Origin of the sequence: Haloarchaeobius sp. HME9146, assembly GCF_025399835.1 — an archaeon.
Lineage (GTDB): Archaea > Halobacteriota > Halobacteria > Halobacteriales > Natrialbaceae > Haloarchaeobius.
The window spans coordinates 381,661-403,878 of sequence record NZ_JAODVR010000001.1; the positions used below are offsets into that span (position 1 = coordinate 381,661).

17 protein-coding genes are annotated in these 22,218 nt (G+C 64.3%); 10 read left to right on the forward strand and 7 right to left on the reverse strand.

Translation table 11 applies throughout. The features are described from left to right. Positions 1–446: 446 nt before the first annotated feature. A complete protein-coding gene (locus N6C22_RS01985; protein ID WP_261649029.1) occupies positions 447–677 on the forward strand; it encodes a hypothetical protein in 231 nt (76 codons plus the stop codon). Between the two features lie 412 nt (positions 678–1,089). Here N6C22_RS01985 and N6C22_RS01990 read toward each other — a convergent pair whose 3' ends face one another. Beyond that, positions 1,090–1,689, reverse strand: a complete 600-nt coding sequence (locus N6C22_RS01990) for a hypothetical protein (RefSeq protein ID WP_261649030.1) — start codon at positions 1,687–1,689, stop codon at positions 1,090–1,092. Positions 1,690–1,827: 138 nt separating this feature from the next. Then, positions 1,828–3,615 (reverse strand): VWA domain-containing protein, encoded by a 1,788-nt coding sequence (locus tag N6C22_RS01995; RefSeq protein ID WP_261649032.1) that lies wholly within the window; start codon positions 3,613–3,615, stop codon positions 1,828–1,830. Between the two features lie 111 nt (positions 3,616–3,726). On the opposite strand from N6C22_RS01995, the gene N6C22_RS02000 reads away from it, so the two are divergent. The 4 genes from N6C22_RS02000 to N6C22_RS02015 all read left to right on the forward strand — a co-directional run bounded on the left by N6C22_RS02000 (position 3,727) and on the right by N6C22_RS02015 (position 7,378). Beyond that, the gene (locus tag N6C22_RS02000; RefSeq protein WP_261649033.1) at positions 3,727–4,047 is read left to right on the forward strand and encodes a DUF5783 family protein; all 321 of its coding nucleotides are present in this window, start codon (positions 3,727–3,729) and stop codon (positions 4,045–4,047) included. 321 nt (positions 4,048–4,368) lie between these two features. Then, on the forward strand, positions 4,369–4,737 hold the full coding sequence (locus N6C22_RS02005) for a NifU family protein (protein WP_261649034.1): 369 nt from the start codon (positions 4,369–4,371) through the stop codon (positions 4,735–4,737). 72 nt (positions 4,738–4,809) lie between these two features. Continuing rightward, positions 4,810–6,339 carry a sulfatase-like hydrolase/transferase gene (locus tag N6C22_RS02010; RefSeq protein ID WP_261649035.1) on the forward strand — a complete coding sequence of 510 codons (1,530 nt, stop codon included), beginning with the start codon at positions 4,810–4,812 and terminating at the stop codon, positions 6,337–6,339. 1 nt (position 6,340) lies between these two features. Then, the gene (locus tag N6C22_RS02015) at positions 6,341–7,378 is read left to right on the forward strand and encodes a lysylphosphatidylglycerol synthase transmembrane domain-containing protein (protein WP_261649036.1); all 1,038 of its coding nucleotides are present in this window, start codon (positions 6,341–6,343) and stop codon (positions 7,376–7,378) included. Between the two features lie 15 nt (positions 7,379–7,393). Here N6C22_RS02015 and N6C22_RS02020 read toward each other — a convergent pair whose 3' ends face one another. The 5 genes from N6C22_RS02020 to N6C22_RS02040 form a co-directional block, all read right to left on the reverse strand. Then, complete coding sequence (locus tag N6C22_RS02020) at positions 7,394–8,314, reverse strand: ketopantoate reductase family protein (protein WP_261649038.1); 921 nt, start codon at positions 8,312–8,314, stop codon at positions 7,394–7,396. A 33-nt stretch (positions 8,315–8,347) separates the two neighbouring features. After that, complete coding sequence (locus tag N6C22_RS02025; protein ID WP_261649039.1) at positions 8,348–8,644, reverse strand: hypothetical protein; 297 nt, start codon at positions 8,642–8,644, stop codon at positions 8,348–8,350. Positions 8,645–8,901: 257 nt separating this feature from the next. Continuing rightward, positions 8,902–12,990, reverse strand: coding sequence for a DNA-directed DNA polymerase II large subunit (locus tag N6C22_RS02030; RefSeq protein WP_261649040.1), 4,089 nt, complete (start codon positions 12,988–12,990; stop codon positions 8,902–8,904). Between the two features lies 1 nt (position 12,991). Continuing rightward, entirely contained in the window at positions 12,992–13,411 is a 420-nt protein-coding gene (locus tag N6C22_RS02035; RefSeq protein WP_261649042.1) for a PPC domain-containing DNA-binding protein, read from the reverse strand. A 161-nt stretch (positions 13,412–13,572) separates the two neighbouring features. Next, on the reverse strand, positions 13,573–13,695 hold the full coding sequence (locus N6C22_RS02040; protein WP_261649044.1) for a hypothetical protein: 123 nt from the start codon (positions 13,693–13,695) through the stop codon (positions 13,573–13,575). A 569-nt stretch (positions 13,696–14,264) separates the two neighbouring features. Between N6C22_RS02040 and N6C22_RS02045 the strand changes: the two genes are divergently transcribed. The 5 genes from N6C22_RS02045 to N6C22_RS02070 all read left to right on the forward strand — a co-directional run bounded on the left by N6C22_RS02045 (position 14,265) and on the right by N6C22_RS02070 (position 22,215). Beyond that, a complete protein-coding gene (locus tag N6C22_RS02045) occupies positions 14,265–16,124 on the forward strand; it encodes an ABC transporter substrate-binding protein (RefSeq protein WP_261649046.1) in 1,860 nt (619 codons plus the stop codon). 158 nt (positions 16,125–16,282) lie between these two features. Then, positions 16,283–17,377, forward strand: a complete 1,095-nt coding sequence (locus N6C22_RS02050) for an ABC transporter permease (RefSeq protein WP_261649048.1) — start codon at positions 16,283–16,285, stop codon at positions 17,375–17,377. Between the two features lies 1 nt (position 17,378). After that, positions 17,379–19,169, forward strand: a complete 1,791-nt coding sequence (locus N6C22_RS02055) for an ABC transporter permease (RefSeq protein ID WP_261649049.1) — start codon at positions 17,379–17,381, stop codon at positions 19,167–19,169. Next, positions 19,169–20,554, forward strand: coding sequence for an ABC transporter ATP-binding protein (locus N6C22_RS02060; RefSeq protein WP_261649050.1), 1,386 nt, complete (start codon positions 19,169–19,171; stop codon positions 20,552–20,554). Before N6C22_RS02055 ends, N6C22_RS02060 begins: the two co-directional genes overlap by 1 nt. Continuing rightward, complete coding sequence (locus N6C22_RS02070) at positions 20,551–22,215, forward strand: ABC transporter ATP-binding protein (RefSeq protein ID WP_303647467.1); 1,665 nt, start codon at positions 20,551–20,553, stop codon at positions 22,213–22,215. The genes N6C22_RS02060 and N6C22_RS02070 overlap by 4 nt, the downstream gene beginning before the upstream one ends. The last annotated feature ends 3 nt before the right edge of the window (positions 22,216–22,218 follow it).

The window sequence follows — 22,218 nt, forward strand, 5'->3', positions numbered from 1 at the left end:
TACCTGCGTCTGGCGGTCCATCGAACCCGAAAACAGCCGGTATCGGTGTTCCAGGTCGAAGCGGCGAGAACGGGCACCGGCCGAGGCGGTTCGGTGGTCCTCGCGGTCGACGCAGGGGACTCGACCGCCACCGCCCCCTCGACCATCGATGTGGTTCCGCCAGTCGCCAGACCCAAGCCGCGCCCCACTGGCACTCGCGCGCGCGGGCAGAACCGGTAATTGCTCAGGGCGAACCAGACCAGTACCCTCGAACTCGACCGAGAGTGGTCCTCTCTGCAGACACGGTCCAATCCCGTTCTCGTGGATCCACAGCCCGGACAGCCTCCTGGGGCTGGCAGCACTCGCCCACCACTGCTGCTGGACGAGCGTGGTGACGGACGTCGAACAGAGGATGTGGATGGGTGCCAGTGCACCATACATATCATCTTTCCCGCACAACTGGGCGTATGGCATTCCCGCTCGGGACATCCTCACCCCTCCTGGAGGCCCTTCGAGACGTGTTTCGCGATGTGTTCGAACACCAGTACGACGACGTGGTCGTGTATGCCGACCGCGAGAGCGAGGTCGTCCTCCACGAGGGGTCCGTCAGAATGCGTGGTGACGGCTGGCTCGAACTGCCGACTGGTCGGCTCATCTCCCCGGACGCAGTCCACCACATCGACATCCGGTCGGCGTGATCGACCGGGGGGAGTAACAGCGTTCTTTCCGCCGGAAGCGAGACCCGGGAGTCCACAACAACGGTGCAGCAAGCATCGGTCGATCTGGAGAGGACACGTCCTGTCGCCGACGACCCCCGGAGTAGTGCCCACAACACCCGGTCGTCCCGTCGTGCCCGCGACTCCAATCTAGACGTTCACCCAAGGTCGAGACCGACTGCCAGCCACGCCGACAGTCACGAAGGTCAGCGCCGACTTCAATCGATGACGGTGCTCCTGCGGAGCCGGTTCGGGGTGGAGAGAAGCCAGTGCGCGTCGAATCGGTAGTTCCCTCGATTCGCCCCCAAACGACCGATGAACCCCATTCCACTATACAGAATCATGGCTGGTCTGCAGAAGCAGTGCGACGAAGCGCTGCTCTTCGACGACCACACTAGCTTGTGTCTTCGCGGCCAGCGTCGTCGTGTCCACCCACTCGGAACAGCCCGACACGGTCGTCGAACGCCGCCACGAGCCACCCGGTCAGTACCCCAGCAGGCAGCGTCAGCCAGGCTCCGACCACGAGGCTGTACGAGCTCGCGACCCCCGAGACCAGAAAGACCGCGACGAGCGCGTCGAGAACTCCCGTAACCGTGAGGAGCCCACTGGGGAGGGAACCGCCGGTGAGGTAGTGTGCGGCCGAGGACCAGAGAGAGAAGCCCGGGCCGAACAGCAGGTGTGCCAGCAACACGGTCGCCCCACCAAGTCCGGCACCGCTGTATCTCGCGCCGGGGGCGGGGTCGAAACTGTACCAGAGCCACGAGCCGACGACGAAGGTCGACACCGCACTGATCACGACCGTCGTCGTGAGGTCGACGGTCCTGATGACCTCCAGGTACAGTGAGAGAACGTCCACCAGTGCAGATCGTTCCGGCGCAGATTCGAGAGCGGCCAGCAGCGACAGAAGCAGTCCGAGACAGCCGACCGCGGCGATGGCGAACGCGAGGCCTGCACTCGCGGCCCGCCTGCCTCGTGTACTCGGCCAGTCGACCATACAAGGGCCGATACGGAGACAGACATTAGTTATTTTCAAACACGTTCGGCGCGTCTTCTGGAAGCCGGAAGGGGAATCGACTACCGGAGTGGAGGGGGCGAACCGTGAGTGGGACGAACCCGGTTCGCTCGCGAAACGCTACGAGCGCGACCGCGGTGACAGCACCTGGAACAGCCGGGCGGCCGCCGACTCACCCGCCAGCTTCCGTAACACGTCGAGTTCCTGTTGCAGTGCGTCGTCGCCGAGGGCGGTCATCTCAGTCTCGAAGTAGTCCGAAAACGTGGCGAAGCGCTGGCGGTATTCGGTGGAGACGGTGAGCGGGTCGGACTGGCGCTCCCACTCCCCGAGTTCGTATTCGGGGACCTCGATGCCCTCTGCGGGTGGGTCGCCACCCGACTCGCGTTCGGCGACCATCCAGTTCTTCATCAGGTCGGCGTACCGGGTGAGGAGGACGGCCTTCCTGACTCCCGAGTTCGCGAACTGTTCGGGCCCGCCGTCGGGGAACTGGATGGTCGTCTCGGTGTTCCCCGATTTGCCGGTCCGGTCCTCCCAGCTCGCCCGGAGGCGGAGCTGGCCCGCATCGCCGGTCTTCTTCACCTTCACGAGCACGACCCCACCCTTGGTCTTACCCTCGGACGTGGGCGAGGCGAACAGCGTGTTCACCTGCATGAGTTCGCCGGTCGCCTCCTCGGCGGCGCTGGAGCCGTACACCTTCTCGATGTCGTACCCGTCGGCGTCGAGTTCGAGCGAGAGGTCGAACACGAGCGGCGTGACCATGTACTCGAAGCCGTCCGTGACCCGTTCCTCGAACTGTTTCGCGGAGTGGACGGAGTAGTAGTTCGCTCCGCGGACGCTGGTTATCTGGTCGATTATCTCGGAGTTGAAGTCGACCCCGATGCCCACGAAGGTGCTGTGGACGTTGTTCTCGGCCTCGCGCGCGAGACGGTCTTCGAGGCTGTCCGCGCTGGTTTCGCCGATGTTCGGCATCGCGTCGGTGAGGACGATCATCCGGTTCTCGTAGGTCGTCTGGTCGGCATCGCGGTACTCCTCGAGGAGTTTCGACGCGTCGCTGAGGCCGGCCGAGAGGTTGGTCCCGCCGGTGGCCCTGATGTCCTCTTTGATGTGGCCGCGGATGGCCTCCATGTCGGTCTGTTCGACCGGATTCATCGGCTTTGCGACGGCGGCGGTGCCGTTGTAGAGGACGACCCCGAAGCGGTCGCCGGGGCGGAGCTGTTCGGTGAGGGAAGCGAGGGCATCCTTCGCGACCTCGATCTTCGGGCGGTCACCCGCGTCCTCGACCTCCTGCTTGTTCCCGTACTGGTCGTAGTAGTACTGGCTGAACGGCGACCCCATCGACCCGGAGATGTCGAGGACGACCACGAGGTTCAGGCGCTTGCGGTCGAAGTCGCTCGCGTCCAGCCCGGAGTTCAGGCCGACCGAGAGGTAGCGCTCGGTCTCGCCCGAGAGCGGGTCGGCGGTGACGGCCGGCGAGTAGGAGGGACAGAACAGCGACTCGCAGGGCTTCGAGGAGCCGGTGTCGAAGTAGTAGTCGTAGAACAGTCCTTCGTACGAGAGGTCCGACGGGATGGGCAGGTAGCCCTCCTCGACGTTCTGCCGGAAGTTGTTCACGTCCTTCGCGCCGCCGGCTGCGAGCCCGACCGACCCGCCGCTCTGGGTCGAGGTGGCCATCGCGGTCGCACTGCCACCTGAGCTGCCGGACGCGTTGCCGCCCGAGTCGCCCTGTGCCTGGCTCGGGTCGTACTGCCAGTCGTCGACGAGACTGCCGGGCGGGGCGGTCGTCGGCAGGTCGTCATCGTCGTCGGTTCGCGGGCCGGTACCCGGGAAGACCTGCGAACAGCCGGCGATGGAGGTTGCGGCTGCGGTCGTGGCGAGCGAGAGGAACGCTCTGCGATTTCGCGGGGACATAGGGGACTAGAGGCGAACAAACCGCATAACGTGTGGGCTAGCTGAAACGAGGGTTTCACCGTGACGCGCCGAAACGTCCCACTTTTGTCGGGGGTGACCATTCTCCCGAGTATGCAAGACCTCGACCCCGAGACCTTCGAGGAGGAGAAGTACGTCGAGTACTTCCCGCGCCTCCAGCAGGCGTACAAGAACGCGTTCAACACGTTCAACGAGAAGTACGACTCACAGCTCATCCACGGCATCGACCAGCAGGTGCTCAACGAGTCCGAACCGCACTACGAGGGCGACGGCGAGTTCACCATCGAACTCCCCGAGGACCCGTACGACCGGCTCACGGCCGTCGTGGTCGACGAGGAGAAGTTCGATGCCGTCCTCGAGGAGTACTGTGACGAGATAGAGTCAGAACTGCGTCGGGTCTTCAACATCCGTTAGAAGCGCGGTCGAATCGGCGGTTCCGGTCTGGACCAGACCGTCAGAAGTCCCGCCCGGTGGCTTCCTCCGCGACCTCTTCGACACCCTCGGAGAGGGCCTCCTCGGTGCCGCCCTCGATGTATCCCTCTACCATCTCCATCAGTACGTTGAGCAGTCCCATAGTTATCCTGTAGTCAACCCACTATCGCTTAAGTTTTCGGTGTTCGTGAACGTCCTGCACGGTGTAAGGTCGTGGGGCCGGGGCTGACGGGGGCGAGCGCCGGGGACCCGAGACGACCCGGGTGCGCAAGGTTTAGGGACAGTGACTCCCAAGCCCTATCCATGAGTACCGACGCTCAGAAGGGCGACGACCTCGAGGAACGAGTCACCAACTTCCTCCGTCGCAACTTCCCACAGATCCAGATGCACGGGGGTAGCGCGGCCATCCAGGACCTCGACCGGGAATCCGGTGAGGTCACCATCCTGCTCGGCGGAGCCTGCTCCGGGTGTGGCATCTCGCCGATGACCATCCAGGCAATCAAGTCCCGCATGGTCAAGGAGATTCCCGAGATCACCGCGGTCCACGCCGAGACCGGCATGGGCGGCGAGGGCGGCCACGGCGGCGGCGGTGGCGGCATGTCGCCGTCGTTCCCCGGCGAGACCGTCGACGACGACGCAGAGGACGACGAAGGCCCGCAGGCCCCGTTCTAAACTCGTTCTTCCCCGTTTGCATCTGCTCGGCAAAAACAACAGTACTTAGTCTCCGGTCCCCCGAGCACCAGTATGGAACGCACCGACACGGCCGGACAGAACGTCCTCTTCGTCGTGATGGACACGGTGCGGAAGGACCACCTGTCCGTCTACGGGTACGACCGCCCGACGACGCCAGGACTGGAGGCGTTCGCCGAGGAGGCAGCCGTCTACGAGCAGGCCGTCGCGCCCGCCCCGTGGACGCTGCCGGTTCACGCCTCGCTGTTCACCGGCCTGTACCCGAGTCAGCACGGTGCCAGCCAGGAGAACCCGTACCTCGAGGGGGCGACGACGCTCGCCCAGACGCTCTCGGACACGCACCAGAGCGCCTGTTACTCCTCGAACGCCTGGATCACGCCTTACACGCACCTGACCGACGGTTTCGACAATCAGGATAACTTCTTCGAGGTCATGCCCGGCGACTTCCTCTCCGGGCCGATGGCGAAGGCCTGGAAGACGATGAACGACAACGACAAGCTCCGCAAGATCGCGGACTGGCTCGTCTCGGTGGGCAACATGGCCCACGAGTACCTCGCGTCGGGTGAGGGTGCCGACTCGAAGACCCCACAGGTCATCGACCAGTCCAAGGAGTTCATCGATTCCGCCGACGGCAACTGGTTCCAGTTCGTCAACCTGATGGACGCCCACCTGCCGTACCACCCACCGGAGAAGTACCGCGAGGAGTTCGCTCCCGGCGCGGACCCACAGGAGGTCTGCCAGAACTCCAAGGAGTACAACTGCGGGGCCCGCGACATCGACGACGACGAATGGGACGACATCCAGGGCCTCTACGACGCCGAGATTCGCCACATAGACGCCGAACTCCAGCGCCTGTTCGACTGGATGAAGGCCGAAGGCCACTGGGAGGACACCCTCGTCGTGGTCTGTGCCGACCACGGCGAACTGTTCGGCGAGCACGACCTGTACGGCCACGAGTTCTGTATCTACGACCCGCTCGTGAACGTCCCGTGCATGGTCAAGCACCCGGACATCGAGCCCGGTCGCTACGACCAGCAACTCGAACTCGTCGACCTCTACCACACCGTCCTCGACCACGCAGGCGTCGAGCACGGCGACGAGCAGGCGGTCGACCTCGACCCCGCCCGGTCGCTGCTCTCGGACTCACACCGCGAGGGCGTCGTGCCGCCACGGACCGACGCGGCCGACACCGCGGACGTGGACTTCGGCGAGTACGCGTTCGTGGAGTACTACCGTCCCGTCGTCGAGCTCAAACAGCTCGAACAGAAGGCCAGCGGTGCGGGTATCACGCTCGATACTGACTCGCGGTTCTACTCGCGGATGCGCGCCGCCCGTCGGCTCGACGGGAAGTACATCCGGAACGAACGCATCACCGACGAGTTCTACCGCATCGACGAGGACCCCGGCGAGACCGACGACCGCATCGCTGCCGACGACCCCGTCAAGGACGAGGTCGAAGCGACCCTCTCCGAGTTCGAGGAACTGGTCGGCGGCGAGTGGAAGGAGGTCGACGACGACGACGTCCTCGGCGACATGAGCGACGACGCGAAAGACAGACTGCAGGACCTCGGGTACATCGAATAACGTGACGGACCAGAAGGGCGGGTCGTTTGCCGAGATGTTCGGCCGCCAGACCCTCGTGAAGATGGGGGTGGGCTTCGTCATCGCCCTCGTCCTCGTCTACCTGCTCGGCACCGTCGTCGGGTGGGAGGAGACCATCACGGAGGTCCGGGAGGCCGACCCGGCGTGGATCGCCCTCGGCTGTCTCTCGACCCTGCTCTGCCTGATGATGTGGGGTCGTGCCTGGCAGATCGTCCTGGGCGTCGGCGGCATCAAGGTGCCGTACCACAAGCTCGTCGTGACGTACTTCGCGGCGACGTTCGCCAACTACGTCACCCCCCTCGGGCAGGCCGGCGGTGAGCCGTTCATCGCGTACGTCCTCTCGCGGGACACCGACGCGGACTACGAGCAGAGCCTCGCGAGCGTCGTCACCGCGGACCTGCTGAACCTGCTCCCCTTCTTCAACTTCGCCGCCGTCGGCGTCGCGTACCTCGTGTTCCAGTCGTCGTTCCAGGGGTCCGAGACCGTCGACAACCTCGTTCTCGGCCTCGGTGCGCTGGCGGTCGGCGTCCCGGCCATCGTCTGGGCGGGCTGGCGACACCGGAACGGGGTCGAGGAGGCCGTGGTCAGAATCATCACCCCACTCTCCCGGCTCACCAGTCGCATCAGCGCCGACGGCATCCGGCACCGCATCGAGCGCTTCTACACGGCCATCGAGCGCATCGCCGCCGAGCCGCGGGCACTGGCCCGTGCACTCGGCTACGCCTACCTCGGCTGGTTCTTCTTCACCGTCCCGATGTACACCGCGGTCCGGGCCACCGGCGCGGACATGAACGCCATCCTCGTGTTCTTCATCGTGCCTGCCTCGACCATCGCCGGGCTGGTGCCAACGCCGGGCGGCCTGGGCGCGGTCGAAGGCGCGCTCACGGTGTTGCTCTCGCAGGTGGGAGGGCTCTCACAGAGCAGCGGGCTGGCCGTCGCGACCCTCTACCGCGTCGAGAGCTACCTGTTCGCGCTGCTCGTCGGCGGTATCGCGGCGCTGTGGGTGACGATTCGCGCCTGAAAAGCGTCGTCGAACTCAGTCCGGGCGCAGTCCGCGTCCTTCCTCCCACGCCCGGAGCAGTCGGGTCGTCGTCTCACAGACCGGGACCGAGACGTGTGCGTCCGGAATCTGTGCAGCCTGCTCGACCACGTACCCGGTGATCGCGTCGACCTCGGTCCGCTTCACGTCGTGGATGTCCTGGCGCATCGAGGAGGTGTTCGCAGCCGTGGCCTCGGCGACGGTCTCGACCGCCGCAACCGCGTCCCGGTTGGAAAGGGACACGTCGTGGCCGCGGGCAACCCGGGCGGTCTCTTTCGCCGCGGTCGTCGCGAGGCCGTGTGCCTCGCCGCCGAGGAGGTCACCGTTGTCCACGTCGGCGAGTGCGGTCACCGTGTTGATGCCCGCGTTCACCGCCAGTTTCTCCCAGAGGCGGCGGGGCATGTCGGCCGCGAGTTCCGCGACCAGGCCGCCGTCGGTGAAGGCGGTCTCGAGGTCGGTGTCGAGGGGGCCCTCACCGCCCTCGTATGGCCCGAAGACGACCTCGCCGACCCCGGTGCATTCGACGACGCCGGGCTCGCGCAGGACCGCGCCGTAGGTGACCGTGCCGGCGTAGACGGGACAGTCGAGGTGGCGGGCGAGCGTCGCCTCGTTGCCCATCCCGTTCTGGAACGAACAGACCGAACCGAGGTCGCAGTCGGCGAGGTCGCGGGCCGCATCGGCGGTGTCGAACGCTTTCACCGTGACGATGGCGAGGTCGGCCGACAGGTCCGCTGCGTCGGTGGTCGCTCCCACGTCGACGGTGAACTCGTCGTCGGGCATGACCACCTGGAGCCCCGACTCGCGGACCGCCGAGATGTGCGGATCGCGGCCGACGAGCGTCACGTCGTGACCGTGGTGGCCGAGGATGCCCCCGACGAGGCTCCCGAGGCTCCCCGCCCCGTAGATACAGATACGCATACCGGCCCCTCCGCGGGGCGACGGCAAAAACAGCTAGTCTTCCGTCCAGTAGTAGATGTCCTCCCGGCCGGTGCCGCAGTCCGGGCAGGTGTCCGGGATGTCGTTGTTCAACCGGCCCATCTCGCCACACTCCCAGCAGCGCCACATCAGCTCGCCTTCACCGAACTCGTGGCCCGCCCGGATGTGCTCGATGCTCATCCCCTCGATACCCTCGTCCGCGGTGACGTAGAAGCCGTGCTCGTCGAACCCGCGGATGGTGCCGACCTTCGTGCCGTCCTCTGTGTAGATGTCGGTGCCGAACCGGAGCTTCGTCTGCTGGCTCTCGCTCATACTGTGGTAGACGGTCGCAAGGGGCTTAAAACAGCGTGCTTACATTGATTGGATTCGACGCAAGCGGGTGGTTGGCGACCGTTCCACCCTGATTTCTAAAGGGATTCACAACTCGAGAACCCCGTAGCGTCACATGAAGTCCGCAATACCCAACTTGTTCTTGACCTCCTGCGACCACCTTTTTCCGCGTCAGGGTCGCTCCCCATGGTCGCGACCCCTCCGGCAAAAAGCTGGACCAAAAACTCGCTCGCGGACGACTACATGAAGTCCGCGATACCCGACTGCTTGTTCTTGTCGTTCTCGAATATCGAGTTCAACGCCTTCTCCAGCTTCTCGAGGCGCTGTTTCGTGTAGTTCCGACAGCCGAAGTCGTCGGCGACGTTGATGGCCGTCTGCATGTACTTGTTCACCGAGCCCTGGTGGACCGTGAGGTTCACCCGGCCACCGCACTCCCGGCAGTCACCCGTCAGGGGCATCCGCCGGTACTTCTCGCCGCAGTCGAGACACCGCGTCTCCTGTCGACTGAACGCTCGCAGGTTCCCGATGAGGTCCGGCAGGAAGTGCCCCTCGATGATGCGCTCTGCCACGTCGGTCTCGTCGACCGACCGGAGCTTGCGCGAGAGCAGGAGCTGGGCGTCCATCTTGTCCTGCATCGACCCGAGCGTCTTGTACGCCGACAGCGCCGGCCCGAGGTGGATGTTGGTCGTGTCGTGGGTGTGTGCGAACTCGGTGTACTCGCGGTCCGTGCCGAGTGTCTCCTCGGCTATCTTCATGATGTCCTCGACGTCGTCCGGGTCCGCCATCTCCCGGGTCGCCTCGTAGAACTCCCGCGGGTACTCCCACATGATGTCCATGTTGTGCGCCTCGTCGTCGATCTCCGAGGGGTCGATGCGGCTGGACATGACGAGCGGCGCGTCCATCTTGCCGCCGCGCTTGTCAGGGAGGAAGGACTTGCTGAAGTTCAGCAGGCCGTCGAGCAGGAGCATGACGCAGTCTTCGTCGCCGTCGCACTGCGCTGCCGCAACGCCATTCGCGAACAACGAATGGGTGTCAGCGACCGTGAGACAATAGACGTGGTCCGTCTCACCTGCAACTGGTCCGGCCGATTCGACGGTATCGAGTTCAGTAAGACCACCGTCGGCAGCGAGTGATTCCGCACTCGCGACCTCCGGCGTGTCGTTCGTGATGATGAGCGACTCGCCACCATCGAGGTCCCGTGCTTCGACCCGGACCACGCCGCCCGAATCCCAGCAAAGGACCTCGTGGTCCGGCGTCACGGTCAACTCTCGACCGAGTCGCGTCTCGATGTGGACCATGTGGTCGGGTGCGACGTGCTTCGACACAGCCTCGACCGGTTTCCTGACGACATTCCCGTCGTCATCCACACTGGGAACGAACACGTCGCCATCGAGTTCCTGCACGAGCGTCCCGAAGTCGTCCTCGTCGGCGGTCTCGGGGTCGAGACGCTCCTCGACGAAGCTCTGAATCTCGTCGTAGTGCGTCTCGCCCGACTCGTCCTCGAACCAGACCTTAGTCTCGGGGTGGAAGCAGTTCCGGCGCTTCGCGGCGTGGAAGTACGGATGCGCGTACCCAACTGCTGCACTCGTGAACCCGACGACCCGGCCCACGGTCGCGGCAGAGGTGTGGGGTGCCATCCCGAAGACGAGTTCGCCGATGAGTTCCTCGCGTTCGTCCATCTCGTAGAACGGTTCGACGCCGTAGTAGGATTCGAGGAGGTCGTCGACGAAGTCGGCCGTCTTGAGCATGTGTTCGGCCGCGCCGTCGGAGAGGACGATGTCCTGTACCTTGAGTTCGACCAGCTGGTCGTCGTGGCGCAGGGGTTCGCCGTGGATGTCCTCCTCGTAGCCGAGGCCGCGGAACTGGTCCGCGGTGGCGTCGAGTTCGGCCGGCCGGACCGACGTGACGGGCAGGTCGGTCATGTCGTAGCGGACCGTGCCGTCCTTGAACGAGGTGACGCCGTGTTTCGCGCGGAGGACGCCCTTCTCCATGGGTTCGGGGGTCTTGTTCGCCGACATCAGACCCTTGGCACCCTTGAGAATCTGGAAAGCGTTCTCGCGTTCGCCGACCGCGTCGAGGGCGTCCCAGTACTCGGCCTTGATGTCGATTTCGGTGACGTCGACGCTGGTGCCGTCGCGCTCGCAGCGGTCGCAGTAGACGCGGCCGGCCTCGTCGGGTTCGAGTTCCTGCTCACAGGAGGGACACCAGTAGTGCGGTTCGGTGCGGGCGTCGCACTCCGGACAGCGGACCTTGAAGCTGTGTTCGCCGCACTGGGTGCACTCGCGGTCGCCGACCTGGGCCTCGATGACGCCGGGGGTCGAACGCATGTCGGGGGCGAACTTGGCGGCCTCGGCGACCGAGCGCTGGCTGCCACCGGCCTCGCCGACCGGGAACAGGGTGTGGACCGCGGGCGAGAGGTCGCGTGACTCCGATTTCTCGGGGCGGCCCATCCGGGTGCCGATGCGGGTCGGGGCACGCTCCTGGACCTCGAACGGGGCGACCTCGTTGACCGCTTTCACCGCGTTGTCGCCACCGTCCCACTGACGGGCTTCGGGTGAGAGGTCGTCAAGTTCCCACGGCTTCTCGAGGTCGCGGGTGAGGCCGAGACTCCGGACGAAGGGGACCCAGTCGCGCACGAGGAGTTCCTCGTCGGTCTGGGTGTGCTGGAGGAGAACGTGTTCTGCGGTCTCACTGAGTTCGTCGGTCTGGGGGATGTGCAGGGTGCCGTCCTCGACGAAGCCGTCGGCGACCGCATCGGCGAGTTCCGCGAACTGTTCGACGCCGATGTCGTGCCAGAGGTAGGTGTACTTCGGGTGCAGCGGCGCGTCGTAGGCGTCGGCCCAGTCGAGCGCCTCCTCGGCGCTGGGGTCGGCGAGGTCGACGTGGGGCGAGTCATCGAGCGCCTGAACGTTGCACTCGGTCGCGGCGAGGTCCTGTCGCCACCACTCGACCGTGTACGAGGAAGGGGCGAGCGGATGGTTGTTCTCGACGAACTCGCCGAAGTTGACGAGGTACTCGCCGGCGTCGATTATCTTCTCGACGCCGTTTCGGACTTCGAGCGCCTCCTCGGGGTCGTCGATGCGGCGGACGTCCCCATTGGCGAGGCGGACCGTGGGCCCCTCGATGCTGTCGACGGGGACGACACCCGCGGCCTTCCCGGGTCGTTCGGTCTTTATCTGGGTGCCCGTCGCGAGGAAGTCGTCCACGAGGTGCATCGTCGCGGGGTGGACGCCCGCCGTCGCGAAGCCGTGGTTGCGCGAGCGGCCGTAGCGCAGGCGGAAGCCGCCGGCGCTGCAGGGGTGGCCGAAGACCGGGCGGCCCGCGATGAGGTCGCGCAGGTACTTCGTCGCGGGCTCGACGCGGGGCGGGCCCGACGGACCGGCAGGCTCCGGCTGCTCGGACTCACCGTCTTGTCCCGCGTCGTCGCCGTCTGCCGACTCCTCGTCCTCGTCCTCGGATTCGTCGTCTTCCTTGCCGTGGTCGTCGTCGTAGTAGGTGCCGTCGATGAGGTCCTGGAGCCACGGCCAGTCGACCTCGTCGAGGTTCTTCGTGTAGCGTTGAATCTTCGGGGCCTTGAGCGCGATACCTTCCGCCAGGACGAGACACATCCCACCGCGGGCGGAGTTCGTGTCGACGCGTTCGAGGTCCCGGTACCCGGAGACCTCCTCGTCGCCGGTCGCCTCCCCGTCCAGCATGATGGGCATGTGCTCGGCGATGAACTTCGTCTCCTTGTCCTTCGGCGAGTACTGGAGGCCGGTCTCCTTGTCGTACAGGCCGATCTCCTCGGCGTAGCGCTCGACCTCCTCGGTGCGAGCTTTGAACTCGTCGATGTCGAGCAGTGCGCGGGCGTAGTCGGCAACGAGCACGGACAGCGCCTGGGCGGTCCCACCCGCCGAGCGAATCGGGCCCGCGTAGTAGACGTTGACGAACTCGGTGCCGTCGTCGTTCTGGAGCAGCTCGACGCGGTCGATACCCTCGATGGGGGCCGCGACGACACCCTCGGTGAGGAGCGCGACCGCGGTCCGGACCGCGCCCTCGATCTTCCCTTCGCGGGTCTCGTAGTCACCGACTTCGCCCTCGACGAAGTCCGTGACGAGTTCGAGCGCTGCCTCCTCACGGCTCATCTCGCCTTCGAGTTCGCGCACACGCTCGGCGACACCCTCGATGCCGAGGATGTTCTCGACGCGGTCCGCCATGTCGCGGGCGGTCGGAATCTCGACCTCGGGCTGGGGGTCGCCGCCGCGCTGTTTGGCGCGCTCGGCGAGCTCGAACGCCTCGTCGAGGCGGGATTCGATGCGCTCGAAGTAGCGCTCGTCTTCCTCGCGCATTCTACAACCAGAGGTCGAGGTCGGTGGTCTCGTCGTGTTCGCGCACGAGCGGCTCCTCGAACTCCCGGACGTACAGTTCGCCGGCCCAGACGGTCGCCGCGTCGAGGTGGCCGGCCAGGGCCTGCCCGCTCGGTCGTGAGAGGACCGCGTGCGTGTGGGCGAACGGTTCACCGTTCAGCTCGGAGACGTTGCCGACGCAGGCTGCGACCTCGAGGGGTTCGTCGAAGGTCGCGGCGTCGTACTCCTGGCGCTCCTGGTCGTAGAACCAGACGTCCGCGTCCTGGACTGCGCCGAGCCCGGTGAACCATGCGGCGTCGAGGTCCTCCCGGGCGGCCAGGTCTTCGATCTGCGCGCGCCAGTCGCCACCCGTCTCGAGCCGAACGACGAACTCACGCGAGGTCGCGACTTCCCGGTAGTGCATACCCACGTGAAAGAGGGTAGATGGGAAAAAAGTAGTGTCCTCGCGCTGGCACCGTTCGACGTGTCACAGCCGGGGGAACGGAAGCACAGCCGTGGGAACGGGAACACAGCCGAGCGGTAGCTGTTGCTCGACGACGAAGAACGACAGAGAACGACCGGCGGTTACCGCCAGTCGGGAAGGTCCGGGGCGTCTTCCGCTCGCATCGAGAGCCAGGCTCCATCGTCTGTGATGTCCGCGATGACGTACTCCTTCGAGGAACCGTCACCGTCGACAGACGCTACCACATCCCGGTCGTCGGCTGAACCCGACGGGCCTGACTCGGATGCTGCCATATGAGTCACTGTCTCATGGTCAGGTATAAACTCATCGACTCGACAGTCGAGTTTCTGAAGTGTATATGTCTAATTTAATATATTTAATCAGAGATTGTCGGTGTGGAGTGGTATCAACCATCATGAAGGTGCATGCCAAGAGTATATAAACCATCGTTTGTTCAGAAGCCAGCTGCCGTTCATCTATCCACGAAAACGAGATGATTGGAATCGGGAATGCAACAACGAATACGGAGTGGGCACCGCACCGGGAGTCCACCGACAAGCGGCACGTCTGGTGGTTTCGGAGCGTACGTAGTCGCTTCCGGCACCGGCCCAACGTCACCCGAACCAGATAAACAGTTTACAATTTGTTCTCAGTTCTTCGTACATATACCTGCCCCCTCATGGTAATTGTTACCGTCGTAAGCTCGGTATTCTATATATTCATTCCGCGCGCCAATTTAAACGTTTGGGTATGTAAAATAGCTGCAGACCATAACGGTAATTTTAACCATACCGTCTCCAAAGGGGTGCGTGGGATGACAGACAATACCAGCATCGACCGTCGTCGCTTCCTACAGGCGACTGGCGGCGCAGCATCTGCAGTGGCGGTTGCGGGATGTCTCGGCGGCGGTGGCGAAGGCGACACCGACACCCCGACGGACGAACCGACGGACGAATCCACGGAAACGGCGACCGAGAAGACGACACGGCCGCCGGAAGACCGTGAGAAGCTCGACAAGACGTTCGAGCTCATCAACGCGACGATGAGTACGCTCGACCCCATCAAGGCGACCGACACGGCCTCTGGGACGGTTATCCAGCAGGTCTTCGACGCCCTGATGAACTACCCGAACGGTGAGGTCGAGGTCGAGCCGCTCCTCGCAGAGGACTTCGAGGTCTCGAGCGACTTCCGTACCTACACGTTCAACCTCAAGGAGGACGTCAAATACCACAACGGTGACACCGTCACCGCACAGGACGTCGTCTACTCCTTCGAGCGCCTCGCAGCGTCCGAGAACTCGCGGCGTGACTACTTCATCCTCTCGTACGCGATGAACGTCGAGCACGAGACGGACAGCGACGGCAACTACGTCTCCGGCTCCCTCAACATGGAGGCCGTCGACGACACGACGTTCGAGATGACGCTGACGAAGCCGTTCGCGTCCGCCGTCGAGATGCTCGCATACACCTCGTTCTCCGTGATCCCGGAGGGCATCGTGGGCGACATCGACGGCTACGACGGCGAGATGTCCCACTCCGAGTTCGCGACGCAGAACCCCGTCGGCGCGGGTCCGTTCGTGTTCGAGAACTGGGAGACGAACACCCAGGCCTCCGTCACGCGTAACGACGACTACCACGGCCCCGTTCCGTTCGTGGCAGGCGTCCACTGGCAGGTCATCACCGACCCCGACGCGGCGTACAACTACGGCCAGAACAAGAACTCCGACCTGGCCTCCATGCCGACGTCGAAGTACGACCCGAGCAAGGTCAGCATCGAGACCGAGGACGACAAGGGTCGTAAGATCGGTACCTACGGTCCGATGCGGAACGGCGAGACGGCCAACTACCTCCAGTACGCGACCATCAACACGTTCTACATCGGCCTGAACGCCAAGAACGTCCCCGGTCCGGTCCGGAAGGCCATCGCCTACGCGATGAACCAGAAGGAAGGCGTGGACCAGGTGTTCAAGGGTCGCGGCAAGGCCGCGTACCACCTGACGCCGCCGGGTATCTACCCGGGTCAGGGTCCCGCCTACGACAAGCACGCTGAGGAGAAGTACCCCTACGGGTACAACACGACCGACCTCGAGTCCGCACGCCAGGTCATGGAAGACGCTGGCTACGGCCCGAACAACAAGTACGAGGTCACCTTCACGACCTACCAGTCCGACACCTGGCAGGGTCTCGGGAAGATCCTCCGCGACAAGCTCAGCAGTGCCCACGTCAACATGAAGCTCGAGGAAGCACCGTTCTCGACGCTTCTCAACCGTGGTCGCTCCGGCAACCTTGCCGCGTACTCCCTCGGCTGGATCATGGACTGGCCCGCAGCAGACAACTTCCTCGGCCAGATGGTGCCGGAACTCACCGACACCACGGACGGGGCACAGGGCTTCTACCTGGACTGGGACGACGCAGAGGGCGACGCGTCCGACCGCGCTGCCGAAGCGTGGCAGAAGATCCAGGACAACCCCGAGCCGACCGAGGACGCGCAGCAGGTCCGTAACGAGGCTTACATCGCGATGGAAGAGGCCATGTGGGAAGACATGATCCTGCTCCCGACGTACCACAGCGTCTCCGAGCGCTTCGCGTACGACTGGGTCGACATGCCGCGCACCGGTGCCGCCGGTGGCAGCCGCATGAAGTTCAACAACGTCTACCTGAACGACCGGAGCTAACCGGGTCTCATCGGAACCCGATTTTCCATTTTTCGACCGTCTAGCCCCTGCTATAACCTCAATTAACGTAGGAAAAGAACGCAAGACATAACCATGGGTGCAAAATACACTATGAATAGAACAATGGTGATGGAAGTGGATCACCGGAGGGACATGTCATGAGCAGGTGGGGATACTTCGTCCGCCGCCTACTGCTGGCTATCCCTGTGGTACTCTTCGGTACGACAATCACGTTCCTGGTCCTTCGCATGGGTCCACTGGACCCCGTGGCTGCGATTCTCGGGCCGAACGTCCCCGCATCGAAGTACGAACAGATAGAACAACAGCTCGGGCTGAACCAACCCTTGTGGGAGCAGTACATCGACTACATGATCGGATTGCTCACATTCGATCTTGGTGAGTCCTACGTCATCAAGGACGGGACCACCGCCATGACGCTCATCGTCCAACACGCGCCACGGACGCTCTGGCTCGGCTTCTGGTCGGTGCTCATCCCGCTGTTCATCGGTATCCCGCTCGGTTTCTACGCAGGTCTCAACCCGAACACGTTCAGCGACTACATCGCGTCGTTCGGTGGGATCGTCTGGCGTGCGATGCCGAACTTCTGGCTCGGTGTCATCCTGCTCTCCGTCCTGAGCCAGTCGAAAGACTACTCCGGGATGTTGACGTTCGGCCTGTTCGAGTTCGAGTGGGCCAAACTCTTCGTCAATACGAAGATCATCGGGCAACCGCCGCTCGACTTCTACGACCCGTCAGGGACGACCGCCATCGCGCTCGGCGGGACGACGCTGTTCAACTTCCCGCTGTTCGAGTTCGACAGCACGAAGTTCCTGCAGGCCGTCAAGATGGTTCTGCCGCCCGCCATCGTCCTCGGTTCCTCGTCGATGGGGAACGAGATGCGCCTCGGGCGGACCGCCGTGCTCGAGACGGTGAACTCCAACTACGTCGAGACCGCTCGCGCCAAGGGGCTCTCGAACCGGAAAATCGTCTGGAAGCACGTGTTCCGGAACGCACTGATTCCGCTCGTCCCGATCATCCTGAACGAGGCGTTCCTGCTGATCGGCGGGTCGGTCATTCTGGAGACGATCTTCAGCATCAACGGGCTGGGCTACCTGTTCTTCCAGGCGGCCCTTCAGGGCGACGTGCCGCTGGTCGGCTCGCTGATGTTCATCTTCATCCTCATCATCGTGTTCATGAACATCCTTCAGGACTTCATGTACACGATCATCGATCCACGTGTGGGGTACGAATAATATGAGTCAGGTACAGGAGAACGCGACATTACGAGAGCGGATCTTTGCTCACCCCGAACCGGCACTCATCTGGCTCGGTGGGGCACTGGTGCTACTCGCCCTGGAGTTCGGGGCGTTCGCCAAGACGATGGTACTCTTTGGCGACCAGTTCAATCCGCTCATCAACGGGAGTACAGAGATCGGTGGCTGGTACGTCGACCAGATGTTCAAGACGTTCGGTACCGCCGGCGGCATCGTCATGTCCGCCCTCGGTGCCATCATCGTCCTGGCCGTCATGTCGGTGTTCGTCAAGGCCATCTTCATACCGTTCAATCTGGTCGAGAGACTCGGGCTGGAAGACGTCCCGATGTCCGTCGACCTGCTCGAACGGCTCATGATCATGAGTGGCCTCGCCGTCATCTGGGCCATACTGATCTACGAACCGCTCGGGATGCTGCTCCCGGCGCTTCCGGTCATCGGTGAGCCCTCGTTCGCACAGCTGTTCCACGGGTTCGCCCAGACAGCTGCGGGCGTGGGTAACTGGCTCGGGGACACCTTCCCGACGCTGCTCTCGCGGGACCTCATCCCGAACAACGGCTTCAAGCCGCCGGCGAGCGCGACGGACCAGTACCCGACCGGGGCCCTCGGCCCGTACCACGGGACGTTCCTCGGCCTCGCACCCGCCTACGCCTGGGCGATCCGCGTTGGGCTCGTCTACGCCTACGCGTTCATCTGGATGGCGTGGCTCTGGTTCGGCTACAAGACCTTCCGACGACACTACCGCTACGCCGACTGGACGCCGCGTGACGACATGATCGACCGCCTGAGCAACCACCGCTGGGGCCAGTTCGGGTTCCTGATGGTCTCGATGTTCATCGTGATGGCGTTGTTCGCGCCCGCACTCGGGCCGGTGACGACCCAGGAGAACATCTACGACCCCTACAGCTACACCTTCAAGTACACCGAGGACGGCCAGGTCAAAGAGATCAGTCACGGGACCGCCAACCTCGACAGCGTCTCACAGGGTGATCCGAACAGAAACGTCGGTCCGATGAGCTACGACGAACACGGCAGGTTCCATCCGTTAGGGACCTTGACAACGGGGAAAGACTTGTTCACCTTCATGGCTGATGGGGCGAGGGTGTCACTGTTCATCGGCCTCCTCTCCATCGTCCTCGGCGGGTTCATCGCGACCGCACTCGCGATGGTGACCGCCTACTACAAGGGGCTCGCAGACCTCCTCGTCGTCATCACCAGTGACTCGATCCAGGCGATGCCAGGGTTGCTGATCTACATCATGCTCTCGGTCGTCTTCGGGAGTCACCCCATCTCGAACGTGTACAACGGTGGGTTGCTCCTGTCGCTCATCTTCGCAGCGACCGGCTGGCCGGGACTGTGGCGCGCCATCCGTGGCCCCGCGTTCCAGGTCTCCGAGCAGGAGTGGATCGACGCGGCCCGCTCGTACGGGCAGCGCCCGACCGAGACGATGAAGAAGCACATGCTCCCGTACGTGGCAGGCTACCTGCTCGTCTACGGGTCGCTCATCCTCGGTGGCATCATCATCAGTGTCGCCGCACTCTCGTTCCTCGGACTGGGTGTGTCGCCGCCGACCCCCGAGTGGGGCCGCGCGGTCAACGAGGGTCGGTCGTACGTGACGACCGTCTCCTGGCACATCTCCACGATTCCGGGCCTGATGGTCGTGTTCGTCGTCACCGGCTTCAACGCGTTCGGTGACGGTATCCGCGACGCCATCGACCCGCAGTCCGGCGGGGCAAGTGCTGACGAGGCCGCAGCCGCAGGGGGTGGTGGATGATGTCCCTGCAACAGCAGCGTGAGGAGACCATCCTCACCATCAAGAACCTGCAGACCTCCTTCTTCACGGACAAGGAGGTCATCCGCGCCGTCGACGGCGTCGACTTCGACATCCGCGAGGGTGAGACGGTCGGTATCGTCGGCGAGTCCGGGTCCGGGAAGTCGGTGACTGCCCGGTCCATCATGGGCCTCGTCGAGAGTCCCGGTCGGACCCTGCGCGGGAGTTCCATCCAGTTCCGCGACACCGAGACGGTCGAGCGGTTCGCGAACACCTACACGGCTCGCACGGTCGACCTGACGAAGCTCGAGCAGAAACACGACCTCGCGACCGTCGTGGCCGACGCGATGGACCAGTACGGTGCGAAGCCGGGTGAGCTCACCCAGCACGAGAAGTACGCGAACCTCCCGCCCGAGCGCATCGACCCGACCCAGATGGTCGCAGACGGTGCGGTCCACTGGGACGACCTCATCGCGTCGGGGTACGCCGACGAGCTCAACCTCATCGACGAGACGGACTTCGTCTTCGTCGAGGAGGGCACCAGCGACTCGAAGGGCATCCGCGTCGACCGCGGCTTCGTCGAGGTGACGCGCGCACACGAGCGTGGTCTTCGACGCCTCCGCGGCGGGAACATCGCGATGGTGTTCCAGGACCCGCTCACGTCGCTGAACCCGGTGTATACCGTCGGGAACCAGATCAAAGAGGCACTGCGGCTCCACCAGGGGCTCCGCGGTTCCGACGCGACCGAGGAGGCCGTCGAGCTGCTCGAAGCAGTCGGTATCCCGGACGCTCGTCGCCGTGTCGGGGAGTACCCCCACCAGTTCTCCGGTGGGATGCGCCAGCGCGCCGTCATCGCGATGGCACTGGCGTGTGACCCCGAGCTCCTCATCTGTGACGAGCCGACGACGGCGCTCGACGTGACCATCCAGGCACAGATTCTGGAACTCCTGCAGGAACTGCAGGACGAGCGCGACCTCTCGATCATGTTCATCACCCACGACATGGGTGTCATCGCGGACATCGCGGACCGCGTGAACGTGATGTACGCCGGCGAGGTCATCGAGACCGCGCCGGTCGAAGAACTGTTCGGCAACCCGAAACACCCCTACACCGAGGGGCTGCTCCAGTCGATTCCCGGCCGACAGCAAGGTGACCGCCTCGTCACCATCGAAGGTGACGTGCCGACACCGAACGAGGAGCCGACGTACTGTCGGTTCGCGCCACGGTGTCCGAAGGCGTTCGACGAGTGCCAGGCCGTCCACCCCGAACTGGTCAAGGCCAACGACGAGGCCGAGGACCACCGGGCCGCCTGTCTCCTCTACCCCGAGGACCAGTCGCAGACGGAGGCCATCGAACTTCATAAGGCCAAAGGAGGGAGCAAAGAATGAGCAAGCAAGCGATGTCCCACGCCCAGCAGACAGCACAGACCGAGTCGATGATAGAGATCCGCAACCTGAAGACGTACTATCCGGGTGGCGGCCTCATCAACGACCAACCGGTGAAGGCAGTCGACGGCGTGAGTTTCGACATCAAGAAGGGCGAGACGCTCGGTCTCGTCGGTGAATCCGGGTGTGGGAAGTCCACGCTGGGCCGGACGCTGGTCCAGCTCGAGGACGCCACCGCCGGCGTCAGTCGCTTCCACAAGCCGGACGTGGTCGAACGGATGGCCAACACGTACGGCCGCCGGACGGTCATGCTGGCCGAGATCTACGACTCGAACGACCCGGTCGACCTCGTGACGAAGCTGTTCGCCGACGACGTGCCGCCGAAGGCCGTCGCCCGCGAGAGCGGCTACGAGAACGTCAGCGCCGACGACATCGACGCCGCACAGTTCGTCAACGAGCAGAACCTCACCGTCCAGGACATCGTCGACGAAGGCTTCGGTGCCAGACTCGGCCTGTTCGGCGAGAAGGACTTCGTGTTCGTCGAGAACGGCCACCGCGACGGCGACGAGATCCGCGTCGAGGAGGGCTACATCGACGTCACGGCCGCGCCCGGCCGGGCACTGAAGAAGCTCCGCGGCCGACAGCTCGGTATCGTCTTCCAGGACCCCGAATCGAGCCTCAACGACCGTATGACGGTCGGAGAGATCATCCGCGAGCCGCTCGACGTCCATGGCTGGGGCGACCCCCAAGAACGACGCCAGCGCGTCCGTGAGCTGCTCGAGACGGTCGGGCTGCGCCCGGAGCACTACTACCGCTACCCGCACCAGTTCTCCGGTGGGCAGCGCCAGCGTATCGGCATCGCCCGGTCGCTCGCGCTCGAACCGGACTTCCTGGTGCTGGACGAGCCGGTGTCCGCGCTGGACGTCTCGGTGCAGGCGAAGATCCTGAACCTGCTGGAGGACCTCCAGAAGGAGTTCGGACTCACCTACCTGTTCATCGCCCACGACCTCTCGGTCGTCAAGCACATCTGTGACCGTGTCGCGGTGATGTACCTCGGCAACATCATGGAAATCGGGCCGACGGACGGCCTGTTCGAGAAACCCGGGAACCCGTACACGCACTCGTTGTTGTCGGCCATCCCGGAGCCGGACCCGACCTCGACCAAGGACCGGATCACCCTGCGAGGGACGCCGCCGAGTCCGCGCGACCCGCCGGTCGGCTGCCCGTTCAGTACGCGCTGTCCGGTCAAGATCCGCCCCGACGACTACCAGCACCTGGACGACGACGTCTGGGAGCGCATCGAGGTCTTCCGCGAGGTCGTCCGCGAACGGTCCCGTGCGGATCGGTCGCTCACCGACCGCGCCAAGGAGATGCTCGGCCAGCAGACCAGGTTCTCCGACATCACGGAGATCACCGACGAGCTGTTCGGGGACGTGGACGTGCCCGCCGAGGTGTCCGAACACCTGCGCGAGGCGTCTGGCCACATCGAGAAAGGCCACGACAACAAGGCTCGCGAGTACCTGTTCGAGCAGTTCGGGAGCATCTGTGACAGGGACCAGCCCAAGCACCACGTCGTCAGCGACGACGGCCGGACCAGCTTCTGTCACCGCCACCAGGACCGCTACGACGAACCAGCAGTCGCGTTCGACCAGCTCCACGACTGATCG